Genomic DNA, 21,082 nt, shown 5'->3' on the forward strand with positions numbered 1-21,082 from the left:
GTATACAGTATATACATGTAGTGAAAAAGTACATATATTTATTGTGGATATTGGCAAGGGCAAGAAAAGTCAGGAATCTTTACTGTGAGAGAGTCGATGGTATTGAAAGCTGTAACCTGATTTAGTGGCCACAAATTCAAACTGGTTGATTTTCAGTCAAGAAAAACAACATAACTCGAGATAGATACGATGATGTATGCCGGATTGACCAAAGTTATCGCAATAAATTCTTATCAGAAAAACAAGATGTTTTCTGAGTATTCTTTTGACGCTCCCACTCAGATCACTGGCGGTAACGGAGAAGGCAAAACATCACTTTTAAGGCTCATTCCGTTCTTTTATGGAGCGACTGGCACGCAGATCGTCAGGAAATCGAATGTCAATAAGCCCTTTGCAGAATGGTATTTACCACACAACAACAGTTATATTGTTTTCGAGTACATTACTGCTCGTGGTCAAGTTGCTCATGTCATTTGTTATCGAAACCTTAGTACTAAAGGTGGCATTGTTTACCTTTTCGTTAAAGGTCAGTTTGAGCAGTCAGTGATCATTAATCAAGACAGCGAAGATAAGCCTTACGCTATCGGCTGTACAAAGCTGGCCGCGGAGCTGAACGCTAACGGCTTAGAATACGAGTCGCGTATTACTAGCGTCAAAGAGTACCGCGAAATTATCCAAAATATTAATGCAGGGAATTTGAGCAATCAGTTCCTGAGCTACTCTTTGTGCTCTGGTCGTCATGATGTCCGTCACATTGAAAAAATCACAGCGGCGTTGATTCAAGGTGAATTCAATATGGCCGACACAAAGGCGCTTTTCCTGGATATCCTCGAGCAAGGAAATAGCACATTAGAGTTTGGTGTGGATGCAAACAGAATTGAACAATGGTGTGATGACTATAACGGCCTAACAGCGTTCCTAGCCAAAAAAGAAGCGTTCATTGAAGCTATTGCGAACAATAAGCAGATTGCCTATCTAACCACTCAGCTCGCCAATGCCTTAACAATCATTCGTGAAGCCTCTGAAAGCCTTGATGAATCTCTTAAGAAAACCGAAATCGAGCGCTCAGATTTTCTTGAAAACAGTGACAAGCAGATTGGTGAAATTAATCAAGATAAGCTTGATAAAGAGGTTCAAAAGAGCGCTCTTCAACGCTCTATCACAAGTATTAACTCTGAGATCGAAGTACATCACAGCAAGCTTATAACATACGAAAATAGTGGTTATCCAGAACTGTCCGTTAAGCTAAAGCAATTGCCAGAAATGGAAGACAGGGTGGCACAACAAAGACAAAGTTACGCCGATCTTGAAACTAAGGTAAATGATGCGAAAGCAAAGTATGAGAAAGACAAACAAAACCTTGTTAGTAAGTTCAATAAAGAAAAGTCTGACCTAACAGAGCAAAAACTTGATGCCGAAAAAGAGTGCAAGGTTAAAAAAGACAAGATAGACGATGTATATCAGCCACAGTTAAAGGTACTGACCCAAACCCATACGATTTTTACAGCGGATAAATCTCAGGCTCTTATGGAGCATAGGGCTGAACTCGCTACTCAAAAGCAGCGACTAAAGAACCCAGATATTGATGAGTTTCTCATTGAGCAGAGAGAGCAGTTGGAGTCTGAGAAGGACAGATTACAAGAACAAGTAGACACGTTAAAACACACGACAACTTTGAGTGAGAAGGAAGGAGTCAACTTACAAACTAAACGTGAAAAGCTACTCGAAAGATTAGAGGCCACTCGTCGAAATATGCGCGATGCCGAAACCAGGCTAAAAGTAGTCAGTAACCGATTAGACCCAGATTCAGGAACCTTGTTCTCGTTCCTGGAGGCTAATCGACAGGGGTGGCAAAGCTCTCCACTTGGTCGTGTTCTCACCGATGAGCTTTTGATGGACACGACACTCACACCATCAATGACTGAAGATTCAGGTTCAATGTACGATTTATATATCGATACGAGCAACCTAGCAGATTGTAGTGTCACCAACAAAGCTGATGTGGAAGAGCAGGCTCACTTGATGGACCGTATCGTTGAGCTTGAAGACGCAGAGGCTGATTTCAATAAGCAAATTTTGAAAAATGATTTTGCTGTTAAGCAGTCAACGCTTGAGTTATCACGATTACGCAATGAACTGCGAAACGCTGAGGGTGACCTATCACAAACTAAGGTTAACCTTAAAAACAAGAAAATAGAGATTGCCCGTGCAAAAGAGGGCTTAGTCGAAAAAATTAATATAAACATCAAATCGATTGAGAAAGCTATAGCCCTGATTGATAGGGAAATCTCAGTAACGCTTGAACGTTTTGAAGAAGCAAAATTAGAGCTAAACAACGACAGGCTTACTCAAATTAGCAATGTTGAATCATCACTTGATCTCACGATCGGAGCTATAGATGAACTACTGGAAAAAAGTACTCTGACGTTGGGCGAGAACAAACAGCGCATCAAAACGGAGTATGAACAGCGGTTGAGTGATCAAGGTATTAGCGGTGAAATCTATCAACGCTACAAAGAAGAAATTGAATTGCTTGATAATGAGATCAAAAACTTAAAAGTGAAGTCTCATAAAATCAAAGAATACGAGATATGGCTTGCTGTTTATGAAGTGGATGATCCTAAGAGACGTGACGATCGAAATACTAAGGTCAAAGAACTTGAAACGGTGCATCAAGAGTTTGAATCTTTTGAAACTAAACTGAAAGAGTTGAGAGCCAAAGCTCATCGAACCAAAAAAGAGTTTGATGAGAAGCTCTCTATCTTGAGAAACCACAAACAGCGAGCTGACAGTGCAATCTCTCGCCTAACTAACTATGTGATGTTTGAGGGCGAAGAAGGCAGCCAAGAAGCGCTCGATTATAACGGCGATTTAAATTCACTCTTGAGCTATATAGAGAGCAAACTCCCGGAGTTAGAGAGGCTTACTAAGCTACGTAAAAAAGATATACAACAGATGGAAACTATCACTCTCAACCTTGGTGACGGGGAGCTGTATCGTTTCTGGAATGAAAGCAGCCGAAACGCCATTACAGAGGATATTGTTGCTAGTGACTCTAAGCGAATAGATATTCTAGAAATCATCATGAATGACATTATTCCTCAGGTGACCAGCATAACAATTGAAAGCGCGGTCAACATGGGGCGTATGCTCGTTGACTTCAAGCATCGGCTACTCGGCTTCGACCGTGACATTAAGAAACTTGGTCGTAATATCTCTGAACAAGTAAAGCTCAATAACACGTTCTCGGTGGTTGGTTCTATTGACATTAACGTTGAAAGTTCACTTTCCAAACTACAAGGTTGGCAAGATATTATTAACTTCTCTGAGATTTACGAAGAGTGGGATAAAACGGGATCGGCTGAGCTACCAACCAAAGAGTTTTTCAACGCTTTAAGTACACTGACATACCATATTAGTGCCGAGAAAGTTAAAAAGCCTACTGAGCTGTTTGACATCAAATTTGAAGTCATCGAGAACAACCAGCGTAAAACGGCCAAAACAGATAAAGATATGCGTGATTTGGCCAGTAATGGTACGAACTTGCTCATTCAATCCATGTTGTATTTAGCACTTCTGACACAACAACGTGGAGCAAGTCGACTATCAATAACTTACCCAACCGATGAGATTGGTAAGCTGACGGCAGAAAACCAAGCCAAACTGCTCAAAATGATGGGGGCACATAACTTCAATGTTATCGCGGCTCAACCCGATGGCAATAATCGTACGGCCAACTTATTTAAGTATCTGTATCACTTAACGCCTTACAAGAACATTTTCAACAAACCTAAAGTAAGCAAACTTGCGTTAGCTAAAGCCGCTGAAACTAGCACAGGAGTAGAAGCATGAAGCCAGTATCACAAGTCTTAGAATCTCTACTTAGTGGTAGCTTTATCTGCCCAGCAACGGATCGTGAAGCTTACAAGACGCTTAAAGAGGATCGTACACGCCGAGAAATCAATCAAGCGTTGACTCTTATGGGGCGCGAGCTCCAATGTACGAGCAGAACCAGCGCCTATTATGTTACCTATAAAAGTATCGACGACCACAATCGTCGTCAGGTGACCGCGTTGATGAGTAATGTACACGGTATCATTCGACCTGTGGTTAAGTTCGTAGCGACAGTCAGTGAGGCTGCTCAAGTTGAAGCAGTGATGGTTGGTGGTGATGAGTTAAATGTGCCTATGCTGAGTGCGCAAATCCAATCGTCTCCTAGCTTGATGGAGAAACTCGATAGTATTTATCGACTTCCAAAAGTGAGTCGAAAAAAAGTGCGTGACAGTGCAGCGGATAAACTCAATGTAGTTGTCGAATTTCTGGTTAAAGAAGGGGTGGCTCATTTAGTAAACAAAGAGCGCCAACTCTATGTGATGACGGGAAAATTAGACTTTGTCTACGAGGTGCTCGATTTCATCGATACGCATGAAAAGATCGTTGAGACAGTTAACAAAGCAAACGAGAACCAAGGGGAGTTCGACTTTTGATGAGCCCTCAAAACAATGGGAAACATGGTGGTGTTAACCACATGCTTCGCTTAATCAGCCAAGCAAAGGACACACTAACGCATGTTTTTGAAAATGGCACGATACGTGAAACTCATGAAAACGCCAATGACCTACGTAAATTAAAAGAAGCCCGTGTTGTTATCGTGACAAGCCGCGGCTACCGCGTGCACCCTAAGATGGAAGCATTGATGAACTACTTCCTTGAAACGGAAGCGAGTTCATTTCTTGGGACTCAACATGCTGAGCGCATTCCAGAAATTCAGAGCTTAGCGCAAGAATACCTGGAAGCTAAATTAAATGGCAAAAGAGAACAAGAGGCGGATAGGTTTAATAGCCTTGAAGGTGTCGTTTATGAAATCACAATGGACTTGCAAGAGTCTTGTCGTCGTCTAAGAAACCGTATCAGTTATGACTTTGGCTATGGCCATACGCTCGCTCAAAAACAAAAAGAGAACCAAGTTGCTATAGAGCAAGCTGAAAAGCTTGTTAGTGGCATGAAAGCTTTCTCTTTTAAGTTGTTGAGTGAAATGGCTGGAGATAACTCCGAGCTCAACACCTTGTTTTGTGCTGAAATGCACAGTGCGATTCGTAGTTGCCAACAAGAGCTCGGGTCTATTCTAATTCAACTTCGAGCCTTGATGCTGAAGTATCGTAACCGCGAACGCGATAAGGACCTGATCAATGCCTTTGATCGGTTTATTGATCAAGAGCCACACTGGACACCAAGTGACGATTTAATTTTGCCTGATGAGGTAGCAAAGCACGACGGCATTCCGATGTTTTGGCTTTCAGAACCTATTCAATTTGCACATCACCCAAATCCTGATGATATGGACCAAGAGCCGGAATTGGCTGATATTGTTGAAAAAATTACGGCACAGCCCGCCGAACAAGAAGAGCTTCCGGTTGTTGAAGAAGCTGAGCGCCGAGAATTGACTCTTGATGTTGAAATACAAGAGCTGATTGAAGCGGACATTGATTCTCATTGCGATACCTTTTTTGCTGAAGCCTTTGTTGGCAAAGGAAAAACCAGCATTTCCGCTTTGGAGTATTACGAGCAAATTAATAATGATTTGCCGGAAGATCTTGAACAGCTCACTTGCGCTAAAGATGTGTGGCTATTTAGCGTGCTTAATTTCCATAGTTCAATGCTTCCCGAAGATAGCAAAGGCTTTACCGTTGAGTCTATCGGGTCTTATACCTATTTAGCAAAAGGTAGCAATATAGGTTACGGCAACCTTCACTTAGAAGATGTGTCTATAGCGAGGAAACTGTGAGTAAAATCATTGATGATATAACGGGTAGTGATTTAAATCGGCTAAAGCAACTCTTCTCTCCTGCGAAGGTTAATGCAGGCGCCAGTGTAGCGCTGAGTGGCGTGTTTGATACTTTTCATCGTGACTTTAGTGTTGGGAGCGCTAGAGGAGAAAATTTGCAGCTGACGCCTAGAGATATACGTCAAATCAGGAAGGTGATCAAAGAGCAATCAGGCTTTGATCTTCTAACCGACTCTATCCCGGATTCTCGAACGGATATGGCTCAGTTCTTTCCAAACGAGAAGCTAAGCTCAAGGCCTGTCAAAGACAAGGTCATTAAAGTTTATGGGATTTTGTCCACGAACATAAATGGCAAATCGTATGAATTACAAGAAGGTATGAACATTGAGGTAGCTCTAAGCCATTTGACGAGCATTGAGCACAGCCAAGTTGTGATTGTTGAAAACTATGAAGCATTTTCTAAGTTTAGATTAGTACAAGCCGACATAGGGCCTAACCCTCTTATCGTTTACCGGGGGGATAAGGACACGGGAGTAATCTCAAAAGAAATTGCGTTGGCTTTTCCAGACGTAGAGCTTATAGCTTGGTTTGATACCGATCCTAAAGGTATTTCTTTAGCTTTATCATCGGGAGCGACTTATATGCTACTACCTAATTTATCAACAGATACTCTCAAAGAACATGGCCGATCAGAGCTATTTTCGGACCAATACCAAAACTGGGTTCGTGTCTCAAAACTTATCCCCCCTAAGTTAGAGTCCATAATGTCTGAATTGGAAAAAGGGATAACCCAAGAGTCAATCATGGCAAATCAAATAGCCGTAAGGTTACATCAAATTTAGTCACGTAAATGTTGAGCTCCCCTGTAAGTGCGGAGATAGGCACGTTTACCTTGGGGTAATCAATCAAATGTTGTGAAGCTCATGCAGAGTGCCTACAAGACTGTTAAGTGCTGCTAATCTAGCCACTGAATTATTTATAAAGATTAAACGAATTTTGTGGCTTTTTTAAAATGCTCGATCATTTGGATATTTCCTTATCTTAAGGCACGTAAAAAGCGCCTAAAATTGGAGCTTTATCAATTCAACTCATTCAATTTCATATATAATCGCCCTCAATAGTCTGCGCTTGAAAGCAGAGTCCTACATTATTCGAGTAATTAACAACATGGCAAAAGCACCCGCTAACAAGAAACCCGCCTCAAAAGCTAAGCCTGCGTCAAAAGCTAAAAAAGCGACCAAAGGCTTTGAAGAGACCCTTTGGGATACCGCTAATCAGTTGCGTGGTAGTGTTGAGTCATCTGAATACAAACACGTGGTATTAAGCCTTGTGTTCTTAAAGTTCATCAGCGACAAGTTTGAAGCACGCCGCCAGAAGATGATAGACGACGGGCAAGAAGCGTTTGTTGAGATGAAAGAGTTCTACCAACAAGACAACATCTTCTTTTTACCAGAAGATGCGCGTTGGTCATTTGTTAAAGCGCGCGCTAAGCAAGATGATATCGCTATCATCATCGATACCGCTTTATCGACTATCGAAAAAAACAACCCTAGCTTAAAAGACGCCCTGCCAGACAATTACTTCTCGCGCCAAGGTTTGGAAGTGAAAAAGCTGGCGTCACTTATCGACAGCATTGAAAACATCGACACGCTGGCAAACGAATGTGACATGAGCGAAGAAGACTTAGTCGGTCGTGTGTACGAATACTTCCTAGGCAAGTTTGCAGCAACCGAAGGCAAAGGCGGGGGCGAGTTCTATACGCCTAAGTCAGTGGTAACACTGTTAGCTGAAATGCTAGAACCTTTCCAAGGTAAGATCTACGACCCGGCTTGTGGCTCGGGCGGTATGTTTGTTCAGTCTTTAAAATTCATTAAAGAGCACGAAGGGCGCACCAAAGATATTGCTATTTATGGTCAAGAGTTGACCTCGACCACTTATAAACTGGCGAAGATGAACTTAGCCATTCGCGGTTTATCTGGCAACTTAGGTGAACGTGCAGCCGATACCTTCTTTGCTGACCAGCATAAAGACTTGAAAGCCGATTACATCATGGCGAATCCACCATTTAACCTTAAAGGTTGGCGTAATGAAGCCGAGCTAACCGATGATGCGCGCTTTGCTGGTTATCGTACACCGCCAACAGGCAATGCCAACTACGGTTGGATTTTGCACATGCTGTCTAAGTTAAGTGAAACAGGCACGGCAGGCTTTGTTTTGGCGAATGGGTCTATGAGTTCAAACACGTCCGGCGAAGGTGAGATCCGACAGCAGCTAATCGAGAATGACCGTGTTGAATGTATGATTGCTCTGCCGGGGCAACTGTTCTTCACGACGCAAATCCCAGTGTGTATTTGGTTTATCACTAAAGACAAAACCGAGAACACCACTAAAGGTTTCCGTAACCGCCAAAAAGAGACGCTGTTCATTGATGCCCGTGAAATGGGCACCATGATTAGCCGCACCAATAAAGAACTGACTAAAGACGATATCGCGCTAATTGCTGATACATACCATGCATGGCGCTGCGATGAAGCAGAACTAAAAGCGCGTATTGAACGTGGTGATGGCAAAGTAGATAAGTACCAAGACAAAGCAGGTTTTAGCAAATCCGCAACCATTGCTGATATCAAGGCTAATGATTTTGTACTGACTCCAGGGCGCTATGTAGGCGCAGCTGACATGGAAGATGATGGCATTCCGTTTGAAACCAAGATGAGCGAGCTTTCACAAACCCTATACAGCCAAATGAATCAATCTCAAGAGTTGGATAAATCGATTCGCCAGAACTTAGAGGTGTTAGGTTATGGGGAGTGAGTGGGTAGCTACTACATTAGGTGATATAGCTCTAGGTCGAGACGGTGCTGTAGACGGTCCCTTTGGCTCTAACCTTCCTGCATCTTGTTATCAAGACGTAGGAATTCCTGTAGTGAGAGGAAGCAATTTGTCGGTTGGACTCGGAGAATTTAAAGATGATGGTTTTGTTTATGTATCTGATAGTACGTTTGACAAATTGTCTCGAAGTGAATGCAAAGCAGGGGATATTGTTTTTACGAAGAAGGGAACACTTGGTCAGACGGGTTTGATAACTAGTGAGCATAAATTTGACCGGTATTTGCTTTCGTCCAATCAGATGAGATTACGTGTTGACCCAACTAAAGCCATTCCTGAGTATGTTTACTTTTGCGTATCCTCGAAGAAGACCATTCTAAAGTTAATCAAAGACTCTGAAAGTACAGGGGTTCCCAAAATTAACCTAGCTTATTTGAAGAGTATTCAAATCGAGCTACCAAGTATTGAGATACAGAAAGAAATAATAGGGCATCTCGGTGCACTAAATTCCAAAATCACTCTCAACAACCAAATCAACCAAACCTTAGAGCAAATGGCGCAAGCCATTTTCAAGTCATGGTTTGTCGATTTTGATCCGGTTAAAGCCAAGATGAATGGCGAACAGCCAAAAGGGATGGATGCTGTCACTGCCTCGCTTTTCCCAGAAAAGCTCGTTGAGTCTGAGCTAGGGTTGATCCCAGAAGGTTGGGATGTAGGCACACTGAGCGACGTAGCAAAATACTGTTCAGCAAGAACCAACACCGACACAATTTCACTTGAAAATTACATCTCTACAGAGAATATGCTCGCTGAAAAGAAAGGTGTAACCGCTGCATCTAAGCTTCCAACAGCTAAAACTGTCGCAGCATATAAGTCGGGAGATATCTTAGTTTCAAACATCCGCCCTTACTTTAAGAAGATCTGGCTTGCTGAGGGAAGTGGTGGTCGCTCCAATGATGTTCTTGGTTTTGAATCAGTTAGTGAAAATACTGACTCATACCTGATGAACTTGCTCTATCAAGATACATTCTTCGAGTACATGACTAGAACCTCGAAAGGCGCAAAAATGCCGCGAGGTGATAAGACTGCAATCATGAACTGGGAAATGGCTGTACCACCAGTTGAGCTACGTGAAGCTTTCTCCGCTATCGTCGATAAGTTTTATCAGTTGATTCCTCAAAATAGAGCACAGAATGCAACTTTGGAATCGTTACGCGATACGTTACTTCCTAAATTGCTTTCCGGCGAAGTCGACTTAGAAAGTGTACAAGTAGAACAAGCTAAAGCGCTGACGGAGTAACCTTTCGTCATTCCAGAAAGTGAGGGACGAACTTATCAGGAATCTCGTTTTTGACGGTGGTGAAAAGCGAGATCTCAGATACCTCGCGCCTCGGTTCTGAGATAACGAAGGTGGGAATTAGATGAATCCGAAATAGAACAAAGCAAAGCGTAGGTGGAACCATAATATAATGAACGCAACTAATACTCGTGAAATCGACATTTCTGAATTGACGACACTGTGTGAAACAAGCACTTTGCAAAAAGGCATCTTGCTTTCACGCAGTGGTGCAGTACGCAAGCTTAACCTTGTTGGCAACACCGCGACCGCACAGGTCAAAGGCAGCCTCAATTATCAAGTGAGCCTCGATTTCACTGGCGATCTGGTTGGCACTTGTACTTGCCCTGCGGCGCAATATCAAATGTTGTGCAAGCACGGCGTGGCGGTTGCCCTTTGCCTACAAGACCAAGAACAAGCTTTAAACCAAAGTAGTGAACGAGATACCATAAAAAATCACCTGCAAAGCCTTGGTGAAGAGGCCATGGTAGAGATGCTACTCGAATACCTAGAAGAAGATGAGTACACATGGAATGCACTGCTGACAAAAATTGAAATACGCGAAAAGCCAGCCGTATATGGCGAGCTGAAAAAGTTGGTTACCCAAGCCTTACCGCGAGAACAGCTCTGGGATTGGCGAGAAAGCCATGATTATTTCAACTCAGCAGAAATTCAATTGAACATGATCATTGAATCAATGCAAAGCCTTAACGCCGATCATCAATGGAAATTAATCAACTACCTTGTTGAACGGTTGAATAAGGTGCTAGAGCAAATTGATGACTCCAATGGCGATCGTTATGGCATTGAAAGCATGATTAACGAACACATGCCAAAGACGCTGGCAAAGCTTAATTGGAGTGAGCAAGAGAAAGCGCAGTGGATGTTTGAGCGTTTGACCCATTATGAATTTGACGTATTTCCTTCGATTGAAGAGAGTTTTGGAGCGATTTGGCAATCTAACACCCACTTTCTAACCTTATGCCGCCAAGCGATAGATCAAGCATCGCAAGATGAGAGTAGCTGGAACTTACGCTCATGGGCAGTTCCGTTAATGAAACACAGCTCCGATTGGCGTGAAGTGGCGGAAATTAAACAAAAAATAGCACGAACGTGTCGAGATTATCTTGAAGTTGTTGATATGTTCATTGATGAGCAAGAGCCGTTAGAAGCTGAGTTTTGGTTAGCTAAGGCGAAAAAAATGGCGAGTGATTATGAACTTCGTGCGTGCGAACAAGCTCAATTCCGTCTTTATGTTGAACTAGGTGAAATCCATTCTGCATGGGTATTAGCTAACCGTTTGTTAGAACAATCACCAAGCTTTCAATATTATCAACAGTTAGCGAAGTTTAAAGCCAATTACCAAATTGATGATGTTGAATTTTTCTCCCGCACTGAACTGCTACTTGCCAATGCCTATCAACAACCAGACCGCTATAATCAAGCTTCTGATCGTACGGATGCCTTGGTTCTGTTCTATATCGATAACCAGCAATTAGACAAAGCGTGCGAATGGGTTGCCGAACATAAAATATCAATACAAGGACTTATTTCGCTTGCCGATCATATTGTGGATGATAAACCTGAAAATACGCTGGATTATTATCTGCGAGCAGTCTCATCTTATATCGAACAGACCAATAATACGGCTTACGATCAAGCTTTAGAGTTACTTCGACGTTTAGAGAATATGCTGAAATCGCATCCTACTCAATTGGCGACATTTTATAGTCAGGTGGCGCAACTCGCTACCACGTACAAGCGTAAGCGTAATATGTTCGCTTTAATTCAGAAATATTATTCAAAATATATCTGATTCTGCGGAGGTGACAAGATCTGCGGTGTTGAGAAAATGGAACAAAGCCCGAAACCGAGTTACTACAAAACAAATTTAAATAACTCAATTTAGAAAACAACAAACAACGTCAAACAGCAGTAGGAAAAGGCGATGAGCTTAAAATTTACTGAAGCCAAACTCGAACAGGCCATTATTGAGCTATTGGGTGAGCAAGGCTACCCACACGTAGTGGGTGAACAAATAGCGCGTGAAGACAAAGAACAAGTACTCATCTTAGATGACTTACGCCGCTACCTTGCCAAGCAGTACCGAGGCGATGCTATAACCGAGAGCGAAATTGACACCATTGTTCGTATGATATCAACGTTGCCTGCCAGTGATTTATACCATAGCAATAAAACCTTCTGCCAATGGCTAACCAATGGCTTTCTGTTTAAGCGTGAAGATCGCTCAAAGAAAGACCTCTATATTGAGTTAATCGATACAAGACATTTGGCACAAGCCTTACGCTTGATGTTTGTCCCGCTGCTAGAGAATAAATCTAAAGCAGACAACTCTGATAGAAAAGTTGCTGAAGGTAAGGTTACGTACCTAGAAACAAATCGGTTAGAAGCGACTGACACCAATATCTATAAAATCGTTAGCCAGCTAGAGATTGAGGGGGTCGATGAACAAATTCGAATCCCTGATTGCATCCTTTATGTGAACGGCTTACCGCTGGTGGTGTTTGAATTTAAAAGTGCCGTGCGAGAGAAAGACGCGACCATTTTTGATGCATGGAAGCAAATCTGTGTGCGTTATCGCCGTGATATTCCTAAGCTGTTCGTCTACAACGCGATGTGCATCATCAGTGATGGTGTGAACAACAAAATGGGTAACCTGTTTGCGCCGTATGAGTTCTTCTACGCATGGCGCAAAGTAACGGGTAATGAGTCTACCGAAAAAGAGGGTATTAACTCTCTCTACACCATGATTGCTGGGTTATTTAACCAAACCAGATTACTTGATGTGGTGAAGAACTTTGTCTTCTTCCCTGATACTTCAAAGAAAGAGATAAAAATCTGTTGCCGTTACCCGCAGTACTACGCAGCGCGTAAGCTTTACTACAACATCGACAAAGAACGTAAGCCATACGGAAGTGGTAAAGGCGGCACTTACTTTGGTGCAACAGGGTGTGGTAAGAGCTTCACCATGCAATTTCTATCTCGCCTATTGATGAAAAGCATCGATTTTGAAAGCCCGACCATTGTACTTATTACCGACCGCAACGATCTCGATGACCAGCTTTCTAAACAGTTCTGTAATGCCTCTGATTACATTGGTGATGAGATGGTGGTGCCAGTTAAAAGCCGTCAAGATTTAAGAGATAAGCTACAAGGCATCAAGAGTGGTGGTGTGTTCCTGACTACCATTCATAAGTTCACCGAAGACATCGAATTGCTTTCAGAGCGTACAAACATCATCTGTATTTCTGATGAAGCGCACCGTTCACAGGTCAACCTCGATAAGAAAGTGGTGATCAAATATCAAGATGGTGTAGCCGTCGATGTGAAAGAGACATACGGCTTTGCTAAGTATCTACACGACTCTCTGCCAAGCGCGACTTACGTTGGCTTCACCGGAACGCCGATCGATGCCACCCTTGATGTATTCGGTGATGCAGTAGACAGCTACACCATGACAGAATCTGTTAATGATGAAATTACGGTTCGTATTGTTTATGAAGGCCGAGCCGCTAAAGTCATTCTTGATAACAGCAAGCTTGAAGAGGTCGAGAAATACTACCAAGCGTGCGCAGAAGCGGGCACCAATGAACATCAGATAGAAGAGAGCAAGAAAGCTTCTGCCAATATGAACGCGATTCTTGGCGACCCTGACCGTATTGAAGCTTTGGCGAAAGACTTTGTTGAACATTATGAAGGGCGAGTTAAAGAAGGTTCCACGATAAAGGGCAAGGCGATGTTTGTCTGTGCGAGTCGTGAAATTGCGTTTGATTTCTATAAGCAAGTCAAAATCTTAAGGCCAGAATGGTTCGAGGAAAAGCTATCGATTGATGGCGTCGAGCTGACTGAAAAAGAGAAAGAAAAGTTAAAGCCACTTGCGATGGTGCAAATGGTGATGACGCGCGGTAAAGACGATGACTCTGACCAATACAGCCTGCTAGGGACAAAGGAATATCGAAAATCGCTCGACCAGCAGTTTAAGAGCCCCAAGTCGAATTTCAAAATAGCTATTGTAGTCGACATGTGGCTAACAGGTTTTGACGTTCCTGAATTGGATACTATCTACATCGATAAGCCGTTGCAGAAACACAATCTGATTCAAACCATCTCACGTGTTAACCGTAAGTTTGAAGGCAAGGCCAAAGGGCTGGTTGTCGATTACATTGGTATCAAGTCGCGAATGAATCAAGCCTTAGCGATGTATTCAAAGGCTGATGAGACTAACTTTGAAGATATTCGCTTTTCCGTTATTGAGGTGAAGAACCATCTCGATCTGTTAAGGCAGATGTTCCACAAGTTTGATACGTCCGGTTATTACACAGGAGAGCCGTGTAAGCAGCTAGAGTGCCTTAATCAGTCGGCAGAATACATTCTTCAAACCAAGAAAGGCGAAACCCGATTCATGGCTTTAGTCGGCCGTATGAAGGCGGCTTATGATGTTTGCTGTGGTAGTGAATTGTTATCTCAGCAAGAGCGTGACCAAATTCACTTCTATATCGCAGTGCGCTCTATCATCTTTAAGCTAACCAAAGGTGATGCACCAGACACGGCACAAATGAATAGACGTGTTCGTGAGTTAGTGGCAGAAGCACTTCGTGCCGATGGAGTAGAAGAGATCTTTACGATTGGTGATGAGCACGCCGAAGCTATCGATATTTTTGACGAAGATTACCTAGCTCGTATCAACAAGATTAAGCTGCCAAACACCAAGATTCAGTTGCTTCAAAAGCTGTTAGAGAAGGCGATAAGTGATTTTAAAAAGGTCAACCAGCTGCAAGGCATGAACTTCTCTAAGCGCTTCCAATCGCTGGTGGAGCAGTATAACGAACGCCGTGAAAATGATGTGTTGAATGGCGAGGAGTTCGATACCTTCTCTCAAGAAATGACGGACATTATCTTTGATATCGTGAAAGAAATGGGCTCGTTTGAAGACCTAGGCATCGACCTAGAAGAGAAAGCGTTCCTCGATATCTTGAACCACATGCGCAAGAAGTACGATTTCACTTACGACGATGACAAGATGCTCGAACTGGCGAAGGAGATGAAAACCACAGTAGACAATGTCGCTCAATACCCAGACTGGGCAGGCCGCGATGACATCAAAGCCAAGTTGAAAGTGGATTTAATCTTACTGCTACACAAATACGGCTTCCCACCAGTTGCCAATGATGATGTTTACAAAGGCGTTCTAGAGCAGGCTGAGAATTATAAGAAGAATAGTTAGGGGCAGTGAATATGGTTAAAAAAATAGAAGTAGTAGCGGCCATTATTCAACATGAAGATAAAACTTTGTGTGTTCAGCGCGGTCCTTCAAAGTTAGCTTATATCCATGAGAAGTTTGAATTTCCCGGCGGGAAAGTGGAAGTAGATGAGCAGAGAGAAGAAGCCATTAAAAGAGAGTTGAATGAAGAGCTGCATCTGAATATCGAACATGTAGATTATTTCATGACGGTTGAGCATGCTTACCCTGACTTTCATATCACGATGCACGCTTACTTATGTCCTGTCGAAAACCGAAAGATAGTACTTACTGAGCATATTGAAGCATTGTGGTTAAATCTCGATGAGCTAACTTCTTTAGATTGGGCCGAAGCTGATGTCCCCATTGTTAGAAAGTTGCAAGCAAACTGAAGAGGACCGTGAATGACTTATTGCTATGCAAATAGGATTGATGTCTTTCTTCAAGAACAAGAAGAAAACTGGTTGGCCAACATGTGTTCTGAGTTTTGTATCAACTTCCCTGGCTTAGAGCTCGGTGAACTTCAGAAACGAGCTTGGGTTGATTGTTTTCATCATCTTCAGAAAGAACTCTCCAAGCGTGCCCAATCTGATGGCTATATTATTTTTGAGTACGCTCTACCAATGGAAGGAGGGCGTAGACCCGATGTTCTGCTTCTTGTCGAAAATAAGCTATTCATTTTAGAATTCAAAATGAAGGATCGCTATCAGCGAGCGGATTATGATCAGCTGTGCGGCTATTATCGAGATCTCTGCAATTACCATCATGAAAGCGCTGCGCTAGAGGTGATTGCCGGTTTGGTTTTGACTCAATCCACCGGTAAATTAACGGATATCGAAAGTAATATCTCAATCCTATCTAGCGATAAGCTCAAAGCCTTTCTTGATAAGTACTTAACGGGCGCTCCAACTAACACTGATTTAAAACAGTGGCTTGAATCGCCTTATGCGCCATTACCAAATTTAGTGGATGCGGCAGTAGAGATATTTCAAAACAACCCAATAGAAGAACTAAAGAGCGCTAAAAGCGCAGGGATTTATGAAGCGCTTGATGAGTTGGATAAAGTAACTGCTTGGGTTGAGAGTGAAGGAAATAGAAATCGGGCGAGTGTATTGACCCTGGTTACTGGTGTTCCTGGAGCAGGGAAAACGTTGCTGGGTTTGGAGTTTGTACATCGGAACAAAAGAGGTCAGTTTCTATCTGGGAATGGCCCGCTGGTAGATGTCTTGCAATATGCTCTTGATGACAAAACGTTTGTTCGCGCGTTGAAAGACTTTAAACGCGAATACATGAAGCCACGTACAACCCCTCATACTAATTTGGTTGTTTTTGATGAAGCTCAGAGGATGTGGGACGAAAATAAAAACAAGAATTACCAAATGTCGGAGCCTTCTTGCATCATCAGGATCGCAGATAAAGATAAAGATAAAGATAAAGATAAAGATAAAACGCCTTGTCACTATGTCGCTCTAGTTGGAGAGGGACAAGAGATTTATGTAGGTGAAGAGGTGGGTATTTCTCTTTGGTGTGATGCTTTGAAAAGTAGTGAAGAGCCTTGGATTGTTTTTTGCCCACCAGCGTTAGAGCATCATTTTCAATTCATGAGCAGTAATCGTGTTCGAGTAAACCCATTGCTAAATTTAGATCAGTCTTTACGATCTCATAGCGCAAGTTTATATCCTAAGTGGGTGGAAGGTGTTTTGAATGATAAGCCGGATGTTGCGCTGGCTAAGCAGACGATTAAAGACGGTTTCAATATCTATCTAACCAGAGATTTGGATAAAGCTAAAAGGTATTGCAGAACCAGGTACCAAGGCACAGCCAAGAAGTACGGGTTATTAAGTTCTTCCAGTAATACGAAGTACACTGAAGAAACTGTCGGTCCATGGTTTCATGATGATGTGAGTGCTCCAAAATCGTGTTGTCAGTTTGAGCGGACCATCGATGAATTTAAGTGCCAAGGTTTAGAGCTTGATATGCCGATTCTTGTTTGGGCTGATGACTTTATTTTTGACGGGAGAGGGTGGCAACTTTACAAGGGGAATCAAAAAGTGAGAGACCCCTATCAAATAAAACTTAATAGTTACCGGGTACTGATGACAAGGGGTAGAGATGGCGTAGTGTTTTATTTTCCTCAAGAGGCACGGTTCGACGAAACTTACGAATATTTCTTAAGTGCAGGTGCGGAGGAACTCTAGTTCTTCATATTGTTGGCTCAGGGTAAAAATAATAAGAAAGGTAGTAGGTACAATGTTAAGAGAAAAGCTAAAAGATGTACTTGAGAACTGGCAGAGCGCTAAAAAGGAAGCCTTTTCTGGGCACCGTCTTGGTCGAGTTATTAGAAACGAGCTTGTTCAAGAAATAGAAAATATTGCTAGCACCAAGGAGAGTGCCTTTGTTTTAAAGGGATCGATCGGTGCTGGGAATTGGGCTGATGTTCCTTGGGTTTCTATCCTGCATAGTGCTATAACTCAGACGACTCAAGGCGGGATTTACCCTGTGTATTTGTTTTGTGCTGATGGAAGCGGGGTATACCTTTCTCTTAACCAAGGTACAACCAAGCTAAAAGAAAAGTTTGGTACCAGAGGGGCTAAGCACGAAGCTAAGAAAAACGCTGACTCAATATACCCATATTGTGAATTGTTGCTAACTCAAAAAGGCTGGACTAAAGGTCCGCTAGACTTAAAAGCAAAGACAATTACTGGTAAATCTTATGAAGAACCTAATGTTGTCGCCAAATTTTACCCTGTAGGGTCTATTCCTTCTGAACAAGAGCTTATTTCGGATCTAGACTCGTTACTTTCAGTTTATGAAAACATTGCACATGACTATCCATTGAATTCTGAAGTCCTGGTTGAAGAGCCAAAAGAGGAGTATGACGTGTTCAAAAACAACGTATATACAAATGCCGCTCCCCTAAATCAAATTCTCTATGGCCCACCGGGAACAGGTAAAACATACCACACTATCGAAGCCGCAGTTCAAGCCGCTGATCCTGACTTTTACGCCAGCATAAACATTGATCCTGAAACCGGTGTGTCAGAAGAGCAAAGAGACTCACTAACGAAAAAATACAAAGCACTGACTGACTCTGGTCGAATTCGTTTTGTCACATTCCATCAAAGCTATGGGTATGAAGAGTTTGTGGAAGGACTTAGTGCTAAAACAGAAGGCGGTCAAATTTCTTACTATGAAAAAGAGGGTGTATTTAAGGCGCTCTGTGAAAAAGCTAAGGACTACCAAGAAACCAAAACCACGGATGAGAAAGATGATTTTGATACATTGTGGGGGCGTTTTCTAAATAGTTTATCTGAACAGGAAGAGGGCGTTCGAATCGACACCGTTCGTACGTTTTTTATAGTGACTGATGTCGATAACAACACAATTCGCTTTGAAAAAGACAAAGGTGAATCAACCCATTCTTTGAGTGTAAAAACCTTAAAAGACATCTTTCATGGTGATCGAGTGATTAATGGAGGGTTGAACCCTTACTATTCTGCTTTGATCAAGCATTTAGAAAAGCTTGCGCATAGTAAGCGCGAAGTCAAAACAGAACGCCAAAACTATGTATTAGTTATCGATGAGATCAATCGAGGTAATATCTCAAAAATTTTTGGGGAACTGATTACCTTGATTGAACCTTCTAAGCGCAAAGGTGCGCAGGAGCCGCTAGAAGTCATCCTACCTTATTCTGGTGATACTTTCTCAGTGCCAGATAACCTATATATCATCGGCACTATGAACACGGCGGACCGTTCATTGGCAATGATGGACACTGCATTACGTCGTCGTTTTGACTTTAAAGAGATGATGCCAAACCCCAAGCTTTTTGCTGATAAAGAAGTTAAGGGCATCAATTTATCTAAATTGCTAGAAACACTAAATAAGCGAATTGAAGTTCTCTATGATCGTGAGCATACGCTCGGTCATGCTTTTTTGTTCCCTGTTTTCAATGAGGTTGATGAAGGTAAGGCGTTTATCGAGCTACAGTCAGCGTTTAAGAACAAGATAATCCCATTATTGGAAGAGTATTTTTATGAAGATTGGAGCAAGATTCGTTTAGTCCTTGGTGACAGTTTGAAGCAAGATGAGAGACTACAATTTTTAAAAAGAACTGAAGACTCCTACAGTGAGTTATTTGGCCCTGAACATGGATTGGAGCTGTATGAGGATTGTAAAGTGACATACTCATTCAAGCCTTTTGGGGCAGGGACTGTTTGGCAAAACCCGGCAGCGTTCAAAGCTATCTACGCAAAAGATAGTGAGTAAGGCTAGTGAAAGCCAAACAAGAAATTACTCTCTTTGAGTATGACTGTTTAGTGAGTGAAGATGTGCTGAAAGATCAGACTGCATCTTCACACGTTCAAGCTATCTCTATATCAGCTTATCAATATCTCAAGCAGCTTTGCTTAAGTAATGAGAATGAAAGAAATCTTCTTCAATTACGTCGTCGAAATGGTATGGAAGTTCTGCAAGTTCAAAACTATGCAGGAGTTATGTTTACGCCAGATAAAACGCAAATTGAAATCTTGCCTAAAATCGGAAAAGGCTTCACAGATGAAGGTAGTGACAACAACTATGATGACGCTTATGTGAAAGCTCGGCACACACTACTAGTAATGTTACGTGCGTTGAAAGGTTTCTCACATATTCAAACCTCGAATGCTAATATTACTCGCCAAAGAATGCCGTTGTTAGAGGTATTTATAGGCCAGTTCTTACAGTCGGTGAACACGCTCGTAAAACGTGGCTTAAGAAGCGACTATGTACGTAGGGAAGACAATTTAGGTTTCTTAAAGGGGAAGCTGAATGTAGGAAAACAAGTTAGGCATAACTCCATTAGTAAGCATAAATTTTACTGTGAGTACGATGAGTTCTTACTCGATCGTCCCGTAAACCGGTTAATGCATAGTGCTCTAAAACGAGTGAAAGGCTATACGCGGAGTGCAGAAAATCAGAAGTTGTTACAAGAGCTAGACTTTGTATTTAATGAAATACCAGAGAGTAAGGACTACAGCGTTGATTTTTCAAAAGTCAGGCTTGATAGAGGGATGAGTTACTACCAAATACCTTTAGACTGGTGTCGACTAATCTTAGAAGGCTTTTCTCCACAAACGATGAAAGGTGGTGCTAACGCAGCTTCTCTTTTATTCCCTATGGAGAAGGTATTTGAAGACTACGTTGCTAAAGTTTTAAAAGAACAACTAGCGGTCAGTCATCCTAAGCTCAGTGTTAGTACACAAGTTACTGGTGAGTACCTTGCCCGTTATGACGGTAGAAACAAATTCAGTTTACGCCCAGATTTGATTATTAAGGAAGGGAGCTCCAATCAAGTCGTGCTCGATACGAAGTGGAAGCTTCTCAATACCAAGTTAAGTAATTCAAATATCTCCCAATCGGATATTTACCAACTGTTTGCTTATGCAAAAAAATACCTTGCGGATGATGAAAGTGGTCAGGATGTGGTGCTGATTTACCCTAGCCAAGACAACTTTGATGAAGCACTGCATTTCCCCTTTGAGTTGGGAGGTGGGCATCAGCTTTGGGTCGTACCATTCGATATATCAGAGAAGAAACATACGGGCATCAGATGGCCATCAGCTTTCCACTTGCCCTCTAGTATTGAAGTTCTTCAACAGCAATCAAACTAATGCGAGTGCGGGAAAGACTCTAAGAGTTGATTGTAATGAACTAGATCAATATGCATGTGATGGATCAATCTATTATTGCGCCATGAATTATGTACTAAGGCTTGGTGGATATTTAGAAAGAGCTACGAGTTAGATTATCAAAATACCTTAAAAGAGATAACGAGCCACAGGCATAAAAAATATATAAAGCTTTGAAAACTTTTAGCAATAGATGAAGTCTT

The 21,082-nt window shown here is 42.2% G+C and carries 12 protein-coding genes; all 12 read left to right on the forward strand.

Annotated features, from left to right (window positions below):
• Window positions 1-192: 192 nt before the first annotated feature.
• The 12 genes from AB6E54_RS16565 to AB6E54_RS16620 all read left to right on the forward strand — a co-directional run bounded on the left by AB6E54_RS16565 (window position 193) and on the right by AB6E54_RS16620 (window position 20,861).
• Window positions 193-3,852, forward strand: a complete 3,660-nt coding sequence (locus AB6E54_RS16565) for an ATP-binding protein (protein ID WP_372106304.1) — start codon at window positions 193-195, stop codon at window positions 3,850-3,852.
• Complete coding sequence (locus AB6E54_RS16570; protein WP_136974917.1) at window positions 3,849-4,487, forward strand: hypothetical protein; 639 nt, start codon at window positions 3,849-3,851, stop codon at window positions 4,485-4,487. The genes AB6E54_RS16565 and AB6E54_RS16570 overlap by 4 nt, the downstream gene beginning before the upstream one ends.
• Window positions 4,487-5,785, forward strand: coding sequence for a hypothetical protein (locus AB6E54_RS16575; RefSeq protein WP_372106255.1), 1,299 nt, complete (start codon window positions 4,487-4,489; stop codon window positions 5,783-5,785). The genes AB6E54_RS16570 and AB6E54_RS16575 overlap by 1 nt, the downstream gene beginning before the upstream one ends.
• Window positions 5,782-6,627 carry a hypothetical protein gene (locus tag AB6E54_RS16580; protein ID WP_372106256.1) on the forward strand — a complete coding sequence of 282 codons (846 nt, stop codon included), beginning with the start codon at window positions 5,782-5,784 and terminating at the stop codon, window positions 6,625-6,627. Before AB6E54_RS16575 ends, AB6E54_RS16580 begins: the two co-directional genes overlap by 4 nt.
• 325 nt (window positions 6,628-6,952) lie before the next feature.
• Window positions 6,953-8,599, forward strand: a complete 1,647-nt coding sequence (locus AB6E54_RS16585; RefSeq protein ID WP_372106257.1) for an N-6 DNA methylase — start codon at window positions 6,953-6,955, stop codon at window positions 8,597-8,599.
• Window positions 8,589-9,914, forward strand: coding sequence for a restriction endonuclease subunit S (locus AB6E54_RS16590; protein ID WP_372106258.1), 1,326 nt, complete (start codon window positions 8,589-8,591; stop codon window positions 9,912-9,914). Before AB6E54_RS16585 ends, AB6E54_RS16590 begins: the two co-directional genes overlap by 11 nt.
• 169 nt (window positions 9,915-10,083) lie before the next feature.
• Complete coding sequence (locus AB6E54_RS16595) at window positions 10,084-11,766, forward strand: SWIM zinc finger domain-containing protein (protein ID WP_102398486.1); 1,683 nt, start codon at window positions 10,084-10,086, stop codon at window positions 11,764-11,766.
• Window positions 11,767-11,898: 132 nt separating this feature from the next.
• Complete coding sequence (locus tag AB6E54_RS16600) at window positions 11,899-15,195, forward strand: type I restriction endonuclease subunit R (protein WP_372106259.1); 3,297 nt, start codon at window positions 11,899-11,901, stop codon at window positions 15,193-15,195.
• Window positions 15,196-15,206: 11 nt separating this feature from the next.
• Window positions 15,207-15,602, forward strand: coding sequence for a (deoxy)nucleoside triphosphate pyrophosphohydrolase (locus AB6E54_RS16605; RefSeq protein ID WP_372106260.1), 396 nt, complete (start codon window positions 15,207-15,209; stop codon window positions 15,600-15,602).
• Window positions 15,603-15,614: 12 nt separating this feature from the next.
• On the forward strand, window positions 15,615-17,408 hold the full coding sequence (locus AB6E54_RS16610) for a DNA/RNA helicase domain-containing protein (protein WP_372106261.1): 1,794 nt from the start codon (window positions 15,615-15,617) through the stop codon (window positions 17,406-17,408).
• A gap of 52 nt (window positions 17,409-17,460) precedes the next feature.
• Window positions 17,461-19,479 (forward strand): MrcB family domain-containing protein, encoded by a 2,019-nt coding sequence (locus tag AB6E54_RS16615; protein ID WP_372058437.1) that lies wholly within the window; start codon window positions 17,461-17,463, stop codon window positions 19,477-19,479.
• 5 nt (window positions 19,480-19,484) lie between these two features.
• Window positions 19,485-20,861, forward strand: coding sequence for an McrC family protein (locus AB6E54_RS16620; RefSeq protein ID WP_372106262.1), 1,377 nt, complete (start codon window positions 19,485-19,487; stop codon window positions 20,859-20,861).
• Window positions 20,862-21,082: the final 221 nt, after the last annotated feature.

Origin of the sequence: Vibrio sp. 10N.247.311.49, assembly GCF_041467655.1 — a bacterium.
Classification (GTDB): Bacteria; Pseudomonadota; Gammaproteobacteria; order Enterobacterales; family Vibrionaceae; genus Vibrio; species Vibrio crassostreae_C.

What these genes read in the sequence shown, in the direction of transcription:
- AB6E54_RS16565 (WP_372106304.1), top strand. Translation starts at nt 193, where the DNA reads ATGTATGCCGGATTGACCAAAGTTATCGCAATAAATTCTTATCAGAAA.
- AB6E54_RS16570 (WP_136974917.1), top strand. Translation starts at nt 3,849, where the DNA reads ATGAAGCCAGTATCACAAGTCTTAGAATCTCTACTTAGTGGTAGCTTT.
- AB6E54_RS16575 (WP_372106255.1), top strand. Translation starts at nt 4,487, where the DNA reads ATGAGCCCTCAAAACAATGGGAAACATGGTGGTGTTAACCACATGCTT.
- AB6E54_RS16585 (WP_372106257.1), top strand. Translation starts at nt 6,953, where the DNA reads ATGGCAAAAGCACCCGCTAACAAGAAACCCGCCTCAAAAGCTAAGCCT.
- AB6E54_RS16590 (WP_372106258.1), top strand. Translation starts at nt 8,589, where the DNA reads ATGGGGAGTGAGTGGGTAGCTACTACATTAGGTGATATAGCTCTAGGT.
- AB6E54_RS16595 (WP_102398486.1), top strand. Translation starts at nt 10,084, where the DNA reads ATGAACGCAACTAATACTCGTGAAATCGACATTTCTGAATTGACGACA.
- AB6E54_RS16600 (WP_372106259.1), top strand. Translation starts at nt 11,899, where the DNA reads ATGAGCTTAAAATTTACTGAAGCCAAACTCGAACAGGCCATTATTGAG.
- AB6E54_RS16605 (WP_372106260.1), top strand. Translation starts at nt 15,207, where the DNA reads ATGGTTAAAAAAATAGAAGTAGTAGCGGCCATTATTCAACATGAAGAT.
- AB6E54_RS16610 (WP_372106261.1), top strand. Translation starts at nt 15,615, where the DNA reads ATGACTTATTGCTATGCAAATAGGATTGATGTCTTTCTTCAAGAACAA.
- AB6E54_RS16615 (WP_372058437.1), top strand. Translation starts at nt 17,461, where the DNA reads ATGTTAAGAGAAAAGCTAAAAGATGTACTTGAGAACTGGCAGAGCGCT.